Raw genomic sequence first — 17971 nt, 5'->3', positions numbered from 1 at the left:
TCACACTCCCTCCACCGCGTCGGCCAGTTCCTTGAGCGTGGCGAAGTGGAAGTCTGGCTGGATCACCTGCTTGGGCTCGGGCGTGCCGCCGAAGCCCTGCTGACCCTGGCGCCGCTCGATCCAGCAAGTGGTGTAGCCGAGTTCCCTGGCAATGCCGATATCATGGTATTGGCTCTGGGCGACGTGCAGGATTTCCGAAAACTTGTAGCCATGAGCCGCCTGGCGGCCCCGGTTATAGGCAAAGAACTGAGGATTGGGCTTGGCCACCCCGGTATCGTCGCAGGTGACGCTGTCGTCGAATGGGTCGTCGAGTGTATGGGAATAGCAGGAGAAAGCGGTGCGATCGGCATTGGTCATGGCCACCAACCAATAGTGCTTGCGCAGACGCTTGAGGGCATCCACCGAATCCTCGAACGCCGGCCAGCGAAATACCGCCATCTGGAAGGCTTCCGCGGTTGCCGGATCAGCGGGCAATTTCAGCTCCTCGGCCAGCGAGCGGTAGACGTCGGCCATGGCGCTGCTCGAGCGTCCCGGGAAGCGGTCGCGCCCACGCTTGTAGGCGTCGAAGATAACGGTGTCGCTCAGGTCCAGGGTCGCGCTTCCACCCAGCCGACGAACCGCCTCCAGCACACCCGTTTCGAAATCGATCAGCGTACCCACGACATCGAAAGTCAGAACTTTGAAGTTGGAAAGTTCCATGATCGTCAATGACTCCTGTTTCTTGTGCTTCGAGGTAAAGTCAGGCGACTTGTGCCGCCGGGTGTCGACATCCGGTACGGGGCACGACGATGGTGTCCTCCGGATGCAGGACCACTGTCAGGCTTTCGCCGATCGGTGGAATCTTCTTCTGGCCCAGGTGATGGCTGGGTTGGCGCAGGCTGATGGCGGTGCCATCGTCCATTTCGAGAAAGAGCCGCAGGCTGTCACCCTGATACACGACCTCGCGCACGCGGCAGTGCAGGCGGTTGACCCCGGCTTCGTGGCGCCCGTCATCGATCAGCAGCTTCTCGGTCTGTATGGCGAGGAGCAGTTCCGGATGCGGGGGCAACAGCTTTGACGAGTGCAGGGTGAGCTTGCCGAGCTTGACGCAGTGTGCGTCAACACGCGTCACCGGCAGCAAGGTGGCGTCGCCGATGAAGCTCGCCACGAAGGCATTCTGGGGGTCGTTGTGCAGCGTTTCAGGGGTACCGATCTGTTCCAGCCGACCATCCTTGAGGACCGCCACTCGATCGCTCATGGTCAGCGCCTCACGCTGGTCATGGGTCACGTAGACGATGGTCGCGCCCAACTTGCGGTGCAGTTGGCGCAGCTCGATCTGCATCGTCTCGCGCAGCTGCTTGTCCAGCGCCGACAGCGGCTCATCCATCAGGATCAAGCGAGGTTCGAAAACCATGGCACGCGCCAGGGCCACCCGCTGGCGCTGCCCGCCCGAGAGCTGCGAAATACCACGCTCCTGGTAACCGTCGAGCTCCACCATCGCCAGAGCCTGACGCACTCGCTCCGGCCAGGTGGATTTGGGCAGCCGTCGGGCACGTAGAGGAAACGCGACGTTCTCGCCGACCGTCATGTGTGGGAACAGCGCATAGCTCTGGAAGACAACGCCAATATTGCGCTTGTGGGGCGGCATGTAGGTCATGTCCTGGTCGCCGACCCACACCGAGCCGGACGAGGGCAACACGAAGCCACCGAGGGCACCAAGCAGTGTGGTCTTGCCCGAACCCGAAGGGCCCAGAAGCGAGACGAACTCTCCTGGCTCAATATCTAAGGTTATATCGTCTAGGGCTGTCGTTCCGCCATAGCGCTTACTGACCGAGCGGATAGAGACGCCGACACTGTCTCGTTTTTTCATGGAAAATCCCGTCTTATTATTGTGTAAACCACTATTGGAATTGAGTACAGCAGATCGAAAGATAGGCGGCAATTGCGAAATTCTTTGGCTTGGCATAACTTGAAGTCATGCCGACCTTACGCCGCCAACTGCCCAGCGCCAACGCCCTGTTCGTCTTCGAGTCTGCCGCCCGCTGCGGCAACTTCACCAAGGCGGCCGCCGAGCTGGGCGTCACCCAGCCGGCAGTCAGCCGCATGCTGTCGCTGCTGGAGGAACATCTGGAGGTGCAGCTCTTCCTGCGCACGCCGAACGGCACCGTGCTGACAGAGAACGGCCAGATTCTGTATCAGGGCATCACCGATGGGTTTCAGGACATCGAGAGGGCAATTCAGGAGATCAGAGCCCGCAGCACGGGGCTCGAGACGGTCACGCTATCGGTGTCGACTGCCTTTACCACCCATTGGCTGATGCCGCGCATGCACAAGCTCCAAGCCGAGTTTCCTTCCATCGACCTGCGCTTCCAATTGATCTCCGGCTCGGTGGGCGGTTCGGTGGAGGATGTCGACCTGGGCGTGAGGTTCGTCAGCGGAGAGGACGTCCATCACCAGGCGGCACTGATTCTGCCCGAGATCCTGGTGCCCGTGTGCAGCCCGGCCTACCGCAAGCAGCATGTGGTTGGCGAACACCACGACTCAGGCGTCACGCTCATCAGCCTGAGTGACAGCCGCATCGACTGGTTCGAACTGTTCCCCAGCTTCCAGAGCGAAACGCTGGGCAGTACGCACTCGCTGATCTTCTCGGATTATGCCGTTGTGTTGCAGGCTGCCCTGCTCGGCCAGGGCATTGCCGTGGGTTGGATGAACGTCGTCTCGTACTGGCTGGACACCGGCGCGCTGGTGCCGGCCACCACCAAGCCAACCGCCATCGCGACAGAACGCCTCTGTCACCTCATCCACTCACGCAAGAAGCCGCTGAGCCCTGCTGCCGCCGAAATACGCGACTGGATCATCGAAGAAACCCGTAACGACGTCGCCAAAGTGGCCAAGCATTACCCCGAACTTGAGCTGGAAGCGCTGATAGCGCCCACCCGTCGCTGACCTACTGGCACTGCCCCAGCCCGTGACTCGTGCCTACCATGGTTCCTACCGAATCCCCGCTCGCAGGAACGACTGCACGAACTGGCGCTGGAACAGCAGGAAGGCGACCAGCAGCGGCGCGATGCTGAGCAGCGTGGCAGCGCTGACGGTGGCCCAGTTGACGCCGGTTTCCGGCGCCGAGAAGATGCCGAGCCCCACGGTGAGCGGGCGGCTCTCCACCGAGTTGGTGACCACCAGCGGCCACAGGAAGTTGTTCCAGTGGTGGCTGATCGAGACCAGGCCGTAGGCCAGGTAGGTGGGCTTGGCCAAGGGCACGTAGACCTTGAGCAGGATCGCCATCCAGCCGCAGCCCTCCACCCGGGCCGCTTCCTCCAGCTCGCGGGGAATGGTCTTGAAGGTCTGCCGTAGCAGGAAAATGCCGAAGGCACTGGCCACGTACGGCAGGCCGATGCCGGTGATGGTGTCGACCAGGCCAAGGCCGCTGGCGATGCGGTAGTTCTCGACGATCAGCACCTCGGGAAAGACGAACAGCTGGATCAGCACCAGCATGAACAGGATATCCTTCCCGGGAATGGGGAAGCGGGCGAAGGCAAAGGCCGCCAGGGTGCACACCACGAACTGCGCCAGCACCACGCCGGTGACCAGCAGGAAGGTATTGAGATAGTAGCGGGCGAACGGCGCCTGGGCCCAGGCATTGACGAAGTTGTCCAGCGTCAGCGGCGCAAACAGATCGAAGCGCACCATGTAGGCCGGTGGGTGAAAGGCGGCCCATATCGCGTAGATCAGCGGGAAGATCCAGATGATGGCCAGCAGCCAGGCGGCCGTGGTCTCGAGGCTCGGCACGCGCAGGGCGAAGCGGCTGGCGGCGGGGCTCAGGGTTCGATTCATTGGTAGTGCGTCCTGCGGTCGAGCACGGTGAACTTGAGCGTGGCCACCACCGCCAGCACCAGCAGGATCACCACCGTGATGGTGGCAGCGTAGGTGCGGTCGAAGAACGAGAAGGCGTTCTCGTAGACGTAATAGAGCAACAGGTTGGTGGCGTTGTTGGGCCCGCCCTTGGTCAGGATGAACAGGTGGTCGACCACCCGCACGGCGTTGATCAGCGCATTGATCAGCACGAACAGCGTGGTCGGCATCAGCAGCGGGAAGGTCACCCGCCAGAAGAAGCTCCAGCGGCTGGTGCCTTCAAGGTCCGAGGCCTCCTTCAGTTCCGGCGGGATGCTCTGCAGCGCCGCCAGGTAGAAGATCATGAAGAAGCCGGCCTCCTTCCACACCGTCATCACGATCACCGAGGTCAGCGCCACGCCGGGGTCGCCCAGCCAGTTGACCCCGGATATCCCCAGCGCGCCGAGCAGCTTGTTGAACAGGCCGATCTGCGGGGCGTAGAAAAACATCCAGATATTGGCCGCGGCGATCATCGGCAGGATCGTCGGCGTGAAATAGGCCATACGCACGAAGCCGCGCCCAGGCAGGCGGGCATTGACCAACAGCGCCATGCCCAGTGCCAAGGCAATGGAGGTGGGGATGGTGCCGAGCGCATAGACCAGGTTGTTGCGCGCCACTCGCCAGAAGGTACGGTCCTCCACCAGCATGGCGTAGTTCTCCAGCCCGACGAACTCCGGCGGCGCACCGCGAAAGCCGGGCAGGAAGAAGCTGTTGATCAGCGTCGCCACGGTAGGCAGGTAGGCGAAGGTGCCGAGCAGCACCGCCGCCGGCAGCAGCAACAGCGCGCCGTAGATCTGCATGCGTCGGTCGGCGTTGTGGATCATCATGGCCCTTTCCCGGGATGGGCTGTCCGGGGCAAGGCCTACGAGGAGGCGCTGTGAATCCTTCCCTGGACGCTACATTTGCCATCCATGGCAAATGACCTCCTCTTCGGCCTTGCCCCGGCGCCCTGCTTGCATCGGTTCTAAGATTCGCTGTTACGTCGTCTTGAAGCCTCAACGTGAGCGTGCGTAGCGGCGCAGTGCCACGTCAGCTTCCGCCTGGGCCTGCTTGAGCGCCTCCTCGGGCGACATCTGGCCGGTCAGCGCCGCTTGAACGGCGTTGTCCAGCGCCCGGCGCACGCGTCCGCCCTGGTAGGTAGCCAGTTCCGCCGTGGCGTGCTCGAGCTGGTCGCGAGCCACTGCCGCGGGCGGGAACTCCTCGACGTAGTTGCGCAGCGCCTCGGTCTCGTAGGAGGCGGGGCTTACGCCCATGTAGCCGGTCTCGATCGACCAGGCCGCGGCACGCTCCGGGTCGGTCATCCAGCGGATGAAGGTCATCGCGGCGCGCTGCTCTTCCTCGGTGCTGTCCTTGAACAAGTAGAAGTTGCCGCCGCCGGTGGGACTGCCGCGCTGGGTGTTCATGGGCAGCATGGCCACGCCGAAGTCGAAGGAAGCCTCGTTGCGCACCGCGGTGAGATTACCCGTGGTGTGCCACATCATGGCAGTGGACTGCTCGATGAAATTCTGGCGCAGGGTGCCCCACTCGATGGTGCCGTCGGGCATGGCCTGGTGATCGCGGGAAAGCGCGACCCAGTACTCCAGCGCTTCGATGGCGGCGGGGTCGTCGAAATAGATCTCGGTACCCTCCTCGTTCATCAGTCGATGACCGTTCTGGAAGGCGAAGGCCTGGAACATCCAGTAGGGATAACCGGTGGAAGGCACCATCACCCCCCACTGCTGGCCGTTGCTGGCCTCGCGCACCGCGGCGGCCATTTCGGCCATTTCTTCCCAGTTCTCGGGGGGCATCTCCGGGTCGAGTCCGGCCGCCTCGAAGGCGTCCTTGTTCCAGTAGAGCACGATGGTCGAGCGCTGAAAGGGAATACCATAGGTCTGGCCGTCGATCTGGCCGTTTTCCATCAGACCGGGGTAAAAACTGGCGAGCCACTCGCGCTCTTCGTCGGTCTCGACCACCGAGTCGAAGGCAACGATGGCGTCCTGCTCCAGCAGATCGAACAGGTCGATGGAGAACAGCACCGAGAGTTGCGGGGCATTACCCGCCTCGATGGCCGACATGGCCCGCACGCGGGTATCGTCGTAGTTACCGGCGTAGATGGCATTCACCGAGATGTCCGGGTGCTCGTTCTCGAACTCGGCCACCAGGCCGTCGATCACATCGGTCAGAGCGCCACCTACGGCCACCGGGTAGTACATGGTCAGCTCGGTCTGGGCCTGGGCATTCAGTGCGCTGGCAGCGATCAGGCCGGCCAAGGCCGTGGTTCCCATTCTGCTGCCCCTGGTCAACATGAAGCGTGCGTTCATCGGTTCACTCCTGAAGAGTCGTTCCCTGCGGGGTGGGACGAGGCCTGGGCCTCGCTGTCTTGCATCAGCGAAGAGGAAAGATTCGGCTCGAAACGATGTCGACCAGGCGGTGCGGCCAGGTCGTGCCCGACGATCGCCAGGCGACGACCATCATCAGCGGCGAAGAAGTGGGCCGCCCCACATTGCCACTGCAGGCAGCAGGCAGCGCCGGCCGTCATGGCCGGCTTGCCTTCGATCCGTGCACGCAGCTGGTGGCTGCCGACCTGCAGCCTCACGATGCTGTCGGCACCCAGGTATTCGGCATCGATCACCTCGGCGGGCACACCGGGGGCGTCGGCCGGTAGCAGGCGGATGTCCTCGGGACGAACGCCGAGCCAGTGCCCCTTGGCCTCATGTGCGGCCACGCTGCAGTGGGGCTCGCCTTCGATCACCGCCCCATCGGCGGCGGCGGCAAGCGGCACCAGGTTCATTGCCGGGCTGCCGATGAAGCTGGCGGCGAAAGCCGTCGCCGGCCGGTCGTAGAGTTCGTCGGGCGAGCCGTCCTGCACGATGCGGCCGTCCTGCATCAGGATCACCCGGTCGCCCATGCTCATCGCCTCGACCTGGTCGTGGGTGACGTAGATCACCGTCATGCCGAGGCGCCGCTGCAACGCCTTGATCTCTCGGCGCATCTCACCGCGCAGGCGGGCATCGAGATTGGACAGCGGCTCGTCCATCAGGCAGATGGGGTGTTCGGAGATGATCGACCGGGCCAGCGCGACCCGCTGACGCTGGCCGCCGGAGAGCTGGGCCGGCTTGCGCTGTAGATAGGCTTGGAGATCGACCAGTTCCGCGACTCGCGCCAGGCGCTCGTCGCGTTCAGCCTTGGGCACCTTGCGGCTACGCAGGCCGAAAACGATGTTATCGGCCACGCTGAGATGGGGGAACAGCGCGTAGGACTGGAACACCATGCTCAAGCCGCGGTCGCCCGGCGGCAGGAAGGTGACGTCGCGCTCGCCGATATGGATGCGCCCGTCGCTGGCCTGCTCTAGGCCGGCGATCATGCGCAGCGTGGTCGACTTGCCGCAGCCCGAGGGGCCGAGCAGGATGACGAACTCGCCCGGTGCGACATCGAACGAGATGGCGTCCACGGCGGTGGTACCGCCCCAGCGCTTGCTCACGGCCTCGAGCCGGATGCGCTGACGCTCCCTCGAGCCTAGCTGTGGGCCGGATGGCTGGCTGTGCGGGGTCTGATTATTGTTGTCTGGATTCATGCTGCGTCCGCGTTGCCCGTGAAGGCGTGGCATGGCTGTCATTGACTCTCCCGAACTCAGCGTAGCCGCAAATTCGACGAAATGCGGCCATCCTGGCGCCTTTCGATGACGGTGCGATGACGAAATAGCGACCGAACGGTAACAATCAGGCCCTCCACCCGGCGTGCTAGAATTCGGTCTTCACCCTGATCAGGAACCGAGCGCAATGTCCCTTGACGACCTGCACCTCAATCTCCGCAACCTGACGCAGGACGATTACCCTCAGCTCAAGAAGCTGATGGACGCCGTCTACGACGACATCGGCGGCGCCTGGCCGCAGCACTCCATCGACCGGTTGATCCAGGAGTTCCCCGACGGACAGATCGCCATCGAGGACGACGAACGGCTGATAGGCGTGGCGCTGACCGTGCGGGTCGACTACGACGAGTTCTCCAACCCACACAAGTATGACGACCTGGTCGGCAACCGCGAGATCATCCTCAACGATCCCGAAGGCGATGCCATGTACGGGCTGGACGTGCTGATCCATCCCGACTATCGCGGCTATCGCCTGGGCCGGCGCCTCTACGAAGCGCGCAAGGAGCTGTGCCGCTCGCTCAACCTGCGCGCGATCCTGGCCGGGGGGCGTATCCCCAACTACCACGAACACGCCGGGGAGCTCTCGCCCACCGAGTACATCGACCGGGTGGCACGCAAGGAGCTCCACGACCCGATCCTCTCGTTCCAGTTGGCCAACGACTTTCAGGTCAAGCGGCTGCTGCGCAAGTACCTTCCCGAGGACGAGAAATCCCAGGGCTTCGCCACCCTGCTGGAGTGGAACAACATTCTTTATGAGCCCGCCGAGCGGGTGCTGGAGAATCGCCCCACCCAGGTACGCATCGGCGCCGTGCAGTGGCAGATGCGCGAGTGCGCATCGGTGGAGTCGGTGCTGCAGCAAGTGGAGTACTTCGTCGATGCCATCTCCAGCTACCAGAGCGATTTCGCCGTCTTGCCCGAACTGTTCAACGCGCCGCTGATGGGGCTGCAGGATCGCGCCACCCAGCAGGACCAGATCGCCGCCATTCGCTACCTGGCGGGCTTCACCGAGCAGTTCAAGACCGAAATCTCGCGCATGGCGGTCTCCTACAACATCAACATCATCGCCGGCTCGATGATCGAGGAGGGTGAGGACGGCCGGCTCTACAACGTCAGCTACCTGTGCCACCGCGACGGCGACGTCGAGCGCCAGTCGAAGCTGCACATCACGCCCCAGGAGCGCCGCGAATGGGTGATCGAAGGTGGCGACGAGCTGCGCGTGTTCGAGACCGACGCCGGGCGCGTCGGCATCCTGATCTGCTACGACGTGGAGTTTCCCGAGCTCGGCCGGCTCCTGGCCGACCAGGACATGGACATCCTCTTCGTACCGTTCTGGACCGATACCAAGAACGGCTACCTGCGGGTGCGCCACTGTGCCCAGGCGCGGGCGATCGAGAACGAGTGCTACGTGGTGCTGTGCGGCAGCGTGGGCAACGTGCCGTCGATCCGCAACCTCGACATCCAGTACGCCCAGTCGGCGGTGTTCTCGCCCTCGGACTTCGCCTTCCCCCACGACGCGGTGCTCTCCGAGACCACGCCCAACACCGAGATGGTGATCTTCTCCGACCTGGACCTCACCCGGCTCACCGTGGTGCGCGCCGAGGGCTCGGTGACCAACCTCAAGGACCGGCGCAAGGATCTCTTCGACCTGCGCTGGCGCGACTGGTCGTGGAAGTCCGGCGCCAGGCAGGATGAGGCCTGAGCCGTGTTTCGCCGTCTACGCCAGTGGCGGGCCGAGCGCTTCGAGGCCCGCCACCCCTTCCCCGAGGAGGCCTGGGCCGAGGCCCGCTCGCGCCTGCCACTGCTGACCTTTCTCGGCGATGAGGAGGCCGAACGGTTGGGGCGGCGCGCCTGGCACTTCCTGCACAGCAAGCGCCTGAGCATGCACCCGGAGCTGGCCCAGAGCACGCCCTTCGACGAAGCCGCGCAGTTGGCTCTGGCCGCCCAGGCCTGCCTGCTCACTTTGGGCTGGTCGGATGACGACCACGACGAAGCCTTCTCCGGCTTCCACGAGATCCTGATCCTGCCCGACGCCTTCCACCGCCAGGTGGAGGAGATGGACGAGTTCGGCGTGATGCACGCCTACGAGGACGAACGTGCCGGCGAGACCTCGCACCAGGGCCCGGTGGTAGTGGCCTTTCCCGATCTGATGGAAAGCGGCGATTTCAGCGGCTTCAACGTGGTCATCCACGAACTCGCCCACAAGCTCGACATGGGCAACTCGCTGGATGTCGACGGCTTCCCCCCGCTGCCACGCGACATGGACCCCAAGGAGTGGCACCGCGTGTTCACGGCAGTGTGGGACGACCTGCAGGCGTACCTCGAACGTGGCGAGGAACCGCCGATCGACGACTACGCCGCCACCCACCCCGGCGAGTGCTTCGCGGTATGCTGCGAGGCCTTCTTCACCGCCCCTGACGTACTCAGCGGCGCCTACCCCGACCTCTACGCCCTGCTTACGCGCTACTTCCGTCAGGAACCGTTACGCCGCCTGCCCGAGGCCGACGCCACCGCGCAGGCCTGAGTTCATTTACCTTCCAGAAGCCTGACCAGCTCCGGCACCGGCCGTTCGGCGTAGCCTGAATCGCTGGCCTGGCGGTAAAGCGCCATTACCGCCTCGGCTACCCCACCCTCGGCGGCAAGGTCCTCGGTCATGGTGCGGTAGTAACCGATGTCCTTGAGTGCATTGGCCACGCTGAAGCGGAACCCCGACGGGTCGCCGGATTCGATGAAGGGGCGCAGTCGTTCCAGCACCACCCCACCGCCGCCGCCTTTGCCCAGCACCTCGAGCAAGGCCGCATCGTCGATGCCGGCCCGGCGCGAGGCCGCCGCGGCCTCGGCCAATACCGCGGTGAAACCGAGCGAGACGAAGTTGTGCAGCAGCTTCAGGGTGTGGCCCGCCCCCACCGGCCCGGCGTGGGCGATGTTCTCGGCAAAGCATTCGAGCAGCGGGCGTACCTCGGCGAACAGCGCTTCGGGCGCGCCGACGATCAGGTTCAAGCGCCCCTCCTCGGCCTCCTTCGGCGTACGCGTCATGGCCGCGTCGAGGAAACGTCCACCTGCCGCCTCCACCCGGGCCGCAACACGCTCGGTGGAGCTCGGCAGCGCCGTGGAGCAGTCGATCACCACGGTCCCCGGCGCCAGCCCCTCTAGCACCCCACCGGGCTCGAACAGCACCGCCTCCACCTGTGGCGAGCCGGTAACGCAGAGGAACACCACCTCGGCGGCCTCGGTCACCTCGCGAGCGCTGCCCTTGGCCACCGCACCCGCCGCCACCAGGTCCTCCACCGGCTGGTTGCCCGGGTGCTCCAGGAAGCAGAGCGTATGCCCGCCGCGCAGGAGGTTGGCGGCGATGCCATGCCCCATCAGACCAACCCCGACCAGGCCGACCTTGCGTAACTCTTTCATGACCTTCTCCTTGCTGGCAATTCCTGGCTGCCGAGTGAGGGCTCAGCCGTGCTTGATCGCCACGGTCTTCAACCGTGTATAGCTGCGCAGCCCCTCGAAGCCCTTCTCTCGGCCATGGCCGGAACGCCCCACGCCGCCGAAGGGCAGCTCGATGCCGCCGCCAGCGCCATAGTTGTTGATGAATACCTGGCCGCTGCGAATGCCCTTGGCCAGGCGCAGCTGGCGCCCGCCGTCGCGGGTCCACACTCCCGCACACAGGCCGAAGTCGGTGGCGTTGGCCAAGCGCAGCGCCTCGGCCTCGCCGCGAAAGACCTGAACTGCCAGCACCGGGCCGAACAGTTCCTCACGCAGCACGGCATGACCGGCAGGGATGTCGGTGAGCAGGTGGGGTACCACGAAGTGGCCTCCCTCCGGTGCCCCTTGTGCCAGTTGCCCCTTGGCCATTACCCGCACACCATCGGCCTGGGCGGCTTCCAGGCGCGCCTCCAGCCTGGCCTTCTGGCGCGCATTGATCAGCGGCCCACAGTCGGCATCCGCCTCACCGGCATCGCAGCGCAGCGCCGAGAAACGCTCGGCCAGTTGGCCCAGCACCTGCTCGGCGCAGCCCGCCTCAACCAGCAGCCGGCTTCCCGCCGAGCAGGTCTGCCCCGCGTTCTGCACGATGCCGCGTACCACGGCTTCAAGAGCGGCATCGAGGTCGGCATCGGCGAAGACAATCTGCGGCGACTTGCCGCCCAGCTCCAGGGTCACCGGCACATGATGTACCGCCGCCGCCTGGGCCACCTGGGTGCCGGTCTCCGGTGAGCCGGTGAAGGAGAGATGGTCGATGCCGGGATGCGCTGCAAGCGCCGCCCCTGCCTCCCGGCCCAGCCCCGGAACCACGTTGAGCACGCCGAAGGGCAGGCCATTCTCCTGCGCCAGTTGGGACAGGCGCAGCACGCTCAAACAGGCATCCTCCGCGGGCTTGAGCACCACGGTGTTGCCGGCGGCCAGGGCAGCGGCCACGCAGCGACCGAAAATCTGCGCCGGATAGTTCCAGGGGATGATCTGTGCGCAGACGCCGTAGGGCTCGCGCAGGGTCAGCACGGCGAAGCCTTCGTCAAAGGGAATCGTCTCGCCGTGTAGCTTGTCGGCACCGCCGCCGTAGAAGCGGAAATAGCGGGCGCAGGCGGCGATGTCGCCACGGGCCTGGGTCATCGGCTTACCGGTGTCGGCGCACTCCAGCGCCGCCAGGTTGTCGCGGTCGGCGTCGATGGCGTCGGCGAAGGCCAGCAGCCACTCGCCGCGACGCCGGGCCGGCCAGCGTGCCCAGTCACCCATGCTGCCGGCGAAGGCACGGCGTGCAACATCCACCGCCACCATCACCTCCTCGGTCTGACAGCGGGCGATCTGGGCAATGGCCTGGCCACTGGAGGGGGTCTCGACTTCGATCAATGCCTGGGTCGGCACCCATTCACCGCCGATCAGGGCGCCGGTTGGGGGAAGAGCAGACAGTGCATGATGGCGCATGGCGCTTATTCCTCGTCTCGCGGTTGGTGTCAGTCGGGTCACTGGCCGGCAGTACGGAATCGCTCCGCAATGCGTGCTCAGGGTCTTGTTCCTCCGAGGGACTTCACCCCGGCGGTAACGGCCATGTCATCGGCCCGCGCCACGTCTCGAAGACCCCAGCCAGTTTCAACACTCGGTGGTCCTCGAAGCGCGGCGCGACGATCTGCAGCCCGATAGGCATCCCGGCGCGGCTGAAGCCGGCGTTCAGCGAGATGGCCGGCTGCTCGCCCATGTTCCATGGCACGGTGTAGACGATATGCTCGAAGGGTCGCTGTGGGTCATTGGTCGGCGAGGGCCAGTCGGCGGGAAAGGCCAGGTTCGGCGTCGTTGGCGACAGCAGCGCGTCGACCTCGTCGAATACCGCCTCGGTCGCCCGGCGCATGGCCAGGGTCTGCTGGAAGCCGCGCACCACCTCGACGCCGGTGAGTCGCGCCCCGTTTTCCGCCCAGGCGAGGATCTCGGGCAGCACCCGGGCGCGCTCGTCGGCGCTCAGCGGCTCCAGCTCGCTCCACTGCCGGGCCTGCCAGAAGCGATCCAGACCATCGAGCATTTCGCGGGTCAGCACCGGAGCCAGCGGCACCAGGGTGGCACCGGCGGCCTCGAATGCCCGGGCGGCGGCCTCGACCGCGGCCCGTATCTCGTCATCCAACGGCAGGCCGCAGCCGGCCTCCAGCATCACCCCCAGGCGCAGGCCGCGCACCTCGATGGCAAGGTCCTGCCAGTCGATGGTCTCGGGCGGCAAGCGCATGGCATCGCGGCGGTCGGTACGCGCCAGGGTCGTCATCATCAGCGCGGCATCCGCCACGCTGCGGGTCATCGGCCCGGCACAGCGGCCGACATAGTAGGGATCGATGGGAATCCGGCCGAGGGTCGGCTTGAAGCCGACGATACCGCACCAGGCCGCCGGCAAACGAATCGAGCCGCCGATATCGGTACCCAGGTGCAGCGGGCCGTACCCTGCGGCCGCGGCTGCGGCCGCACCGGAGCTCGACCCGCCGGGATTCCACTCCAGGTTCCAGGGGTTGCGGGTCAGGCCGTGGAAGGAGGAGCGCCCGGACGAGAGCATCCCGTAGTCGGGGCAGGTGGTCTTGGCCACTCGCAGGGCACCGTCCTCGGCCAAGCGGGCCGCCGGCGGGGCGTCCTCGGTGGCCGGCGGATGCTCGCCGGCAAGGGTGCCATGGGGCACCGGCAGGCCGCGGGTCGCGATCAGCTCCTTGAGCGTCACCGGCACGCCGTCCAGAGCGCCTCGCGGTTCGTCGCGAAACCAGCGTGCGGTGGAGGCCTCGGCAGCCCGAGCCAGGCCATCGGGGTCATAGGCATAGAGCGCGTTCAGCGCCGGTTCCCACTGCCCGATATGCCGCGTCAGCGCCTCGACATACTCGCTCGGTGAAAGTCGTTTGTGACGGTAGGCATCGAGCAGTTCCGTCGCAGTCAGCATCAAGCCATCGTCCATGGGCATCACTTGGTCTTGTTGTTGGTATTCCTCAGCATGGTGCGGCCCGGCGCGCCTGACCACATCAATCCAGGCGTCAGGGTGTCCACTGTTTGTGCGCACCTAGGCGGGTCGTAACCTCAGACCGGTTCAGGGCACCTCCCGCTCATCAGGGGACAAGTCTTCCAGGGCATCGACGAGGAGCGACAGGCACGCCTCCATGGCGAAGCTGCGCTGGCGGTGCCGATAGAGGCAGAGGTCGACCCTTGCCCCAGCCAGTTCGGTCTGCTTCAGAGGTACGGCACGCAGTTGCCCAGCAGTGCACTCTCGTGCCACGGCCATCCGCGGCAGCACCAGGATCGCACCCCCGGCCATGGCCAGGGACTTCTGGGTTTCCAGCGAGGAAGTATGGAAACTGGGGGCCAGGCGCACCCCCTGTTCCCGGGCAGCACGATCGAGCGCCTGGCGCACCCCGAAGGAGTCATCCGGCAGGGCCAAGGCATGCTCAGCGATATCTGCCAGCGTCAACGACTCGGCTTTCGCCAAGGGATGGCCGGGGGCCATGACTGCATAGTGGGTCAGTTCCGCGCTCGCCACACTGACGATGTCGTCGCGCTGTGGCATGAAGAAGGCCAGGCCGATATCGGCCTCGCCACGGCGCAACGCCTCGATGACCCCATTGGCACTGGCGATCGAAATGTCGAAGCGTAGCCGGGGGTGTTCGCGGCTCAGGCTCGCCAATGCCGGGGCCAGCAATCCGGACACAATGCCTTCGGCCGCCTGGATGCCGATCCGTCCGGTGCGTAGACCCCGCAGGTCGGCGATGTGCGCCTCGACCCGCTCGAAATCACGCAGGGTCCGCTGCGCCTGGGCGGCCAGCAATTCGCCGGCCGCGGTGAGACGGATGCCGTCCGGGCCGCGCTCGATCAAAGGGGTCCCGAGGTGGTGCTCAAGCAGGTCGATCTGGCGACTGACCGCCGTCGGCGCGATATGCAACAACGTCGCCGCCTGACGCAGCGACCGGCAACGGGCAACGGTATCGAAGTAACGCAGGGCACGCCATTGCATCGCCATTCCTTATCCCCGGTGCAAAATCTTCAGTACACCAGCCATACCAGTCCCATGGAGATCCACGGCATATAGGTGATCGCCACCAGGCAGACGAGTACCACCAGCACGAAGCGCGCAAGCCAGGGCAACATCTGATCGATGGATATTCGCGCCACCGCGCAGGCGGCGAACAGGTTGACGCCCAGCGGTGGCGTGATCATGCCCAGCGCCAGGTTGACCACCATGATCAGACCGAAGTGCACAGGATGAACACCGAACTGCATGGCGATCGGCGTCAGGATCGGCGCCAGCACCAGAATCGCCGCGGAGGTCTCGATGAACATGCCGACGATAAGCAGCAACACGTTGACTGCCAGCAGGAACATCATGGGGCTGTCGAACACCTCGGTGACCCAGCCGGCAATATGGCCTGGCAGGCCGGTGCGGCTGATCAGGAAGCTGAACAGCGATGCGGCAGCAATGATCAGCATGACCGCCGCCGTTGAGATCACGCTCTGACGCATGATCGGCCACAGGTCGGCGACCTTCAGCTCGCGATAGTAGAACCCGCCGACCACCAACGCGTAAAACACCGCCACTGCCGAGGCCTCGGTGGGAGTGAATATGCCACCGTAGATGCCGCCGATCACCACCACCGGCATCAGCAGCGCCGCCCACGCCCGCTTGAACGAGATCACGAAGCTCGTGCTGTCCTTGTGATCCTCGAGTCCATAGCCACGCATCTTGCAGAACAGATAAAGGAACACGATCAACGCAGTGCCGATCAGCAGTCCCGGCCCCACTCCGGCCAGGAACAGCTGACCGATGGAGGTATCGGTGCTGACGCCGAACAGGATCAGCGGAATGGAAGGCGGGATCAGCACCCCGAGCTCCGCCGAGGAAGCCTGGATCGAGGCCGCCAGCGGCTTGGGATAGCCGTGGCGCACCATAGCCGGGATCAGGATGGCGCCGATGGCGAAGGTGGTCGCCACGCTGGAGCCGGACACGGCGGCGAACATCATGCAGGTCAGCACGCAGGTCATCGCCAGGCCGCCCTGCACGCCACCGACGATGGACTTGGCCAGGTCCACCAGGCGCTGGGAGATCCCCCCCGCCGCCATCAGGTTACCGGCGAGAATGAAGAACGGGATCGCCATCAGCGGAAACTTGTCGATACCGATGAACATCTGCTGCGGCACCAGTAGCAGCGGCAGCCGGGTGAAGAATTCGATGCCGATGATCGAGGCCAGCATGATCGATACGGCAATCGGCACGCCGAAGGCGAACAGGATGATCAGCGACAGACCGATGACCAGATTCATTGACGCGGCCCTCCTCTACTGGAGGTAGCGTCGCTTTCGGGCATCGTCTCTCTCAGGTCGTGCATCTGCACCTCGGGAGAGGCCTCGCCGAGGTCGGGCCCGAGCGGCTCACGCCCGGTGAGCTGCGCCAGGATACGGGCCAGCACCGCTACCATGGCGAAAGCGGCGCCGGTGGGGATGGCCGCATAGGCATAGGCCATGGAGATGTTCATGCCCGACATGGTCTGGTTGCTGACCCGTTGGGTCATCTGGATGCCGAAGTGGATCAACACCGCCAGCACCAGCAGGCAACACAGCACGATGGCGACTTCCAGCACCAGCACCAGGCGCTGCGGCACCACCTTGTAGATTGCCTCCACGGCCATCATGTAGCCGCCGCGGAAGGTCGCTGCCGCCGCCATGAACACGCACCAGATCATTGCCGTGCGCGCAGCCACCTCCGACCAGGTGGAGGGCGCATTGAAGATGAAGCGGGTCAGCACTTGATAGAAGCTGAACGAAACCGATATCACCAGCATGGCCACGGCGACGACCATGGCCAGGCGCGTCAACTGACGCTCGAAACGAAGAAACAGATCCACCATGAGCGCACGATTCCTCAGGCATGTCCCCGGCAAGCGCCGGGGACAAGTTGAGCGGAGAGAGTCAGCTTCCGCCGTTAACAGCTACTGGCCTTCTCCTGCACCCTCTCCAGCATCTCGGAGCCGTACTGGTTGGTGAAGATCTCGTAGGCCGGTTCCACGGCTTGCTGGAACGGGCCGATGTCGATGTCGGTATTCACCGTCATGCCGTTCTCGCGCAGCAGCGCCACGCCCTCCTCCTCGAGCCGCGAGACCTCGGCGCGGGTGGCTTCGGCGGAGGCACGTGCAGCCTCGTGGAACCATTCGCGCTCCTCGTCACTGAGGCCGTCGAGCAGGATCGGGGAGCCCAGCACCGCTGCCGGGGAATAGACGTGACCAGTGAGCGACAGGTGGTCCTGCACTTCCCAGAAGTTGGTCGCGACAATCACCGTGATGGGATTCTCCTGTCCGTCCACTACCCCTTGCTGCAGCGCCGTGAACAGCTCCGGGAAGGCCATCGGCGTGGGCCGTGCGCCCAACTGGCGGAACGCCTCCTGGTGTACCTCGTTCTCCATGGTGCGCACCCGCAGCCCTTCGGTATCGACGGGGCTGGTCACCTCACGGCGACTGTTGGTGAGGTGGCGAAAGCCGTTCTCCGACCAGGCCAGGCCGACCAGGTCATGGGCGCTCATCTTCTCCAGCAGCTCGTCGCCGAGCTCGCTGTCCAGCACGCAGCGCGCCTGATCGTAGTTCTCGAACAGGAACGGCAGGTCGAGTACGTAGGTTTCCGGCACGAAGTTGCCGAGCGGGCCGGTAGAGGTGATGACGATGTCCACGGTGCCGATCTGCAGCCCCTCGATCATCTCCCGCTCGCCACCCAGCGCCCCGGAGGTGTGCTCGTTGACCATGAAGGCGCCGTCGCTCAGCGCTTCCAGCGTCTCCTTGAAGGCCCGGGCACCCACGGCATAGTGGGAGGTGGAAGAGAGCGTGTGCCCCAGGCTCACCTCCTGGGCGGCCTGCACATTGGCGACCAGTGTAACGGCTGTGATGCCACCGATGGCGGTGCTGAGGGCGTGGCGTACGAACTGAGTTTTCATTGTTGTGTCCTCTTGGTCGTGAAACACCTTCGGTTTACTGGCGGCCGTTCCCCGGC

General features: G+C 65.0%; 16 protein-coding genes. 3 read left to right on the top strand and 13 right to left on the bottom strand.

The genetic code is table 11. From position 1 onward, the window contains the following. Positions 1 to 699, bottom strand: a complete 699-nt coding sequence (locus SPH52_RS15770) for an HAD-IA family hydrolase (RefSeq protein WP_411795994.1) — start codon at positions 697 to 699, stop codon at positions 1 to 3. Positions 700 to 739: 40 nt separating this feature from the next. Next, positions 740 to 1849 carry an ABC transporter ATP-binding protein gene (locus tag SPH52_RS15765; protein WP_411795993.1) on the bottom strand — a complete coding sequence of 370 codons (1110 nt, stop codon included), beginning with the start codon at positions 1847 to 1849 and terminating at the stop codon, positions 740 to 742. Between the two features lie 107 nt (positions 1850 to 1956). On the opposite strand from SPH52_RS15765, the gene SPH52_RS15760 reads away from it, so the two are divergent. Next, positions 1957 to 2925, top strand: coding sequence for a LysR family transcriptional regulator (locus SPH52_RS15760; protein WP_411795992.1), 969 nt, complete (start codon positions 1957 to 1959; stop codon positions 2923 to 2925). A 45-nt stretch (positions 2926 to 2970) separates the two neighbouring features. On the opposite strand, the gene SPH52_RS15755 is transcribed toward SPH52_RS15760, so the two are convergent. The 4 genes from SPH52_RS15755 to SPH52_RS15740 form a co-directional block, all read right to left on the bottom strand. After that, positions 2971 to 3813, bottom strand: a complete 843-nt coding sequence (locus SPH52_RS15755; protein ID WP_411795991.1) for a carbohydrate ABC transporter permease — start codon at positions 3811 to 3813, stop codon at positions 2971 to 2973. After that, complete coding sequence (locus SPH52_RS15750; RefSeq protein WP_411795990.1) at positions 3810 to 4697, bottom strand: carbohydrate ABC transporter permease; 888 nt, start codon at positions 4695 to 4697, stop codon at positions 3810 to 3812. The genes SPH52_RS15755 and SPH52_RS15750 overlap by 4 nt, the downstream gene beginning before the upstream one ends. A gap of 168 nt (positions 4698 to 4865) precedes the next feature. Continuing rightward, complete coding sequence (locus SPH52_RS15745) at positions 4866 to 6170, bottom strand: ABC transporter substrate-binding protein (protein WP_411795989.1); 1305 nt, start codon at positions 6168 to 6170, stop codon at positions 4866 to 4868. Then, positions 6167 to 7423 carry an ABC transporter ATP-binding protein gene (locus tag SPH52_RS15740; protein ID WP_411795988.1) on the bottom strand — a complete coding sequence of 419 codons (1257 nt, stop codon included), beginning with the start codon at positions 7421 to 7423 and terminating at the stop codon, positions 6167 to 6169. Before SPH52_RS15740 ends, SPH52_RS15745 begins: the two co-directional genes overlap by 4 nt. A 205-nt stretch (positions 7424 to 7628) precedes the next feature. On the opposite strand from SPH52_RS15740, the gene SPH52_RS15735 reads away from it, so the two are divergent. Then, on the top strand, positions 7629 to 9200 hold the full coding sequence (locus SPH52_RS15735; protein WP_411795987.1) for a GNAT family N-acetyltransferase: 1572 nt from the start codon (positions 7629 to 7631) through the stop codon (positions 9198 to 9200). Positions 9201 to 9203: 3 nt separating this feature from the next. Further along, entirely contained in the window at positions 9204 to 10022 is an 819-nt protein-coding gene (locus SPH52_RS15730) for a zinc-dependent peptidase (protein ID WP_411795986.1), read from the top strand. Between the two features lie 2 nt (positions 10023 to 10024). On the opposite strand, the gene SPH52_RS15725 is transcribed toward SPH52_RS15730, so the two are convergent. The 7 genes from SPH52_RS15725 to SPH52_RS15695 all read right to left on the bottom strand — a co-directional run bounded on the left by SPH52_RS15725 (position 10025) and on the right by SPH52_RS15695 (position 17915). Further along, the gene (locus SPH52_RS15725; RefSeq protein ID WP_411795985.1) at positions 10025 to 10906 is read right to left on the bottom strand and encodes an NAD(P)-dependent oxidoreductase; all 882 of its coding nucleotides are present in this window, start codon (positions 10904 to 10906) and stop codon (positions 10025 to 10027) included. A gap of 42 nt (positions 10907 to 10948) precedes the next feature. Then, positions 10949 to 12415, bottom strand: a complete 1467-nt coding sequence (locus SPH52_RS15720) for an aldehyde dehydrogenase family protein (RefSeq protein WP_411795984.1) — start codon at positions 12413 to 12415, stop codon at positions 10949 to 10951. 103 nt (positions 12416 to 12518) lie between these two features. Continuing rightward, on the bottom strand, positions 12519 to 13892 hold the full coding sequence (locus SPH52_RS15715) for an amidase (protein ID WP_411795983.1): 1374 nt from the start codon (positions 13890 to 13892) through the stop codon (positions 12519 to 12521). A gap of 144 nt (positions 13893 to 14036) precedes the next feature. Then, the gene (locus tag SPH52_RS15710) at positions 14037 to 14954 is read right to left on the bottom strand and encodes a LysR family transcriptional regulator (protein ID WP_411795982.1); all 918 of its coding nucleotides are present in this window, start codon (positions 14952 to 14954) and stop codon (positions 14037 to 14039) included. 29 nt (positions 14955 to 14983) lie between these two features. Further along, positions 14984 to 16258, bottom strand: coding sequence for a TRAP transporter large permease (locus SPH52_RS15705; RefSeq protein ID WP_411795981.1), 1275 nt, complete (start codon positions 16256 to 16258; stop codon positions 14984 to 14986). Further along, positions 16255 to 16842: a TRAP transporter small permease gene (locus tag SPH52_RS15700; RefSeq protein ID WP_411795980.1), complete on the bottom strand. Its 588-nt coding sequence runs from the start codon at positions 16840 to 16842 to the stop codon at positions 16255 to 16257. The genes SPH52_RS15705 and SPH52_RS15700 overlap by 4 nt, the downstream gene beginning before the upstream one ends. Positions 16843 to 16916: 74 nt before the next feature. Continuing rightward, on the bottom strand, positions 16917 to 17915 hold the full coding sequence (locus SPH52_RS15695) for a TRAP transporter substrate-binding protein (protein WP_411795979.1): 999 nt from the start codon (positions 17913 to 17915) through the stop codon (positions 16917 to 16919). Between the last annotated feature and the right edge of the window lie 56 nt (positions 17916 to 17971).

The sequence above is a fragment of the Halomonas sp. A29 genome, from assembly GCF_046723295.1.
In the GTDB taxonomy this organism is placed as follows: domain Bacteria; phylum Pseudomonadota; class Gammaproteobacteria; order Pseudomonadales; family Halomonadaceae; genus Halomonas.
The sequence above is the reverse complement of the archived record's forward strand: the minus strand, read 5'-3'. Positions and strand labels throughout refer to the sequence as shown.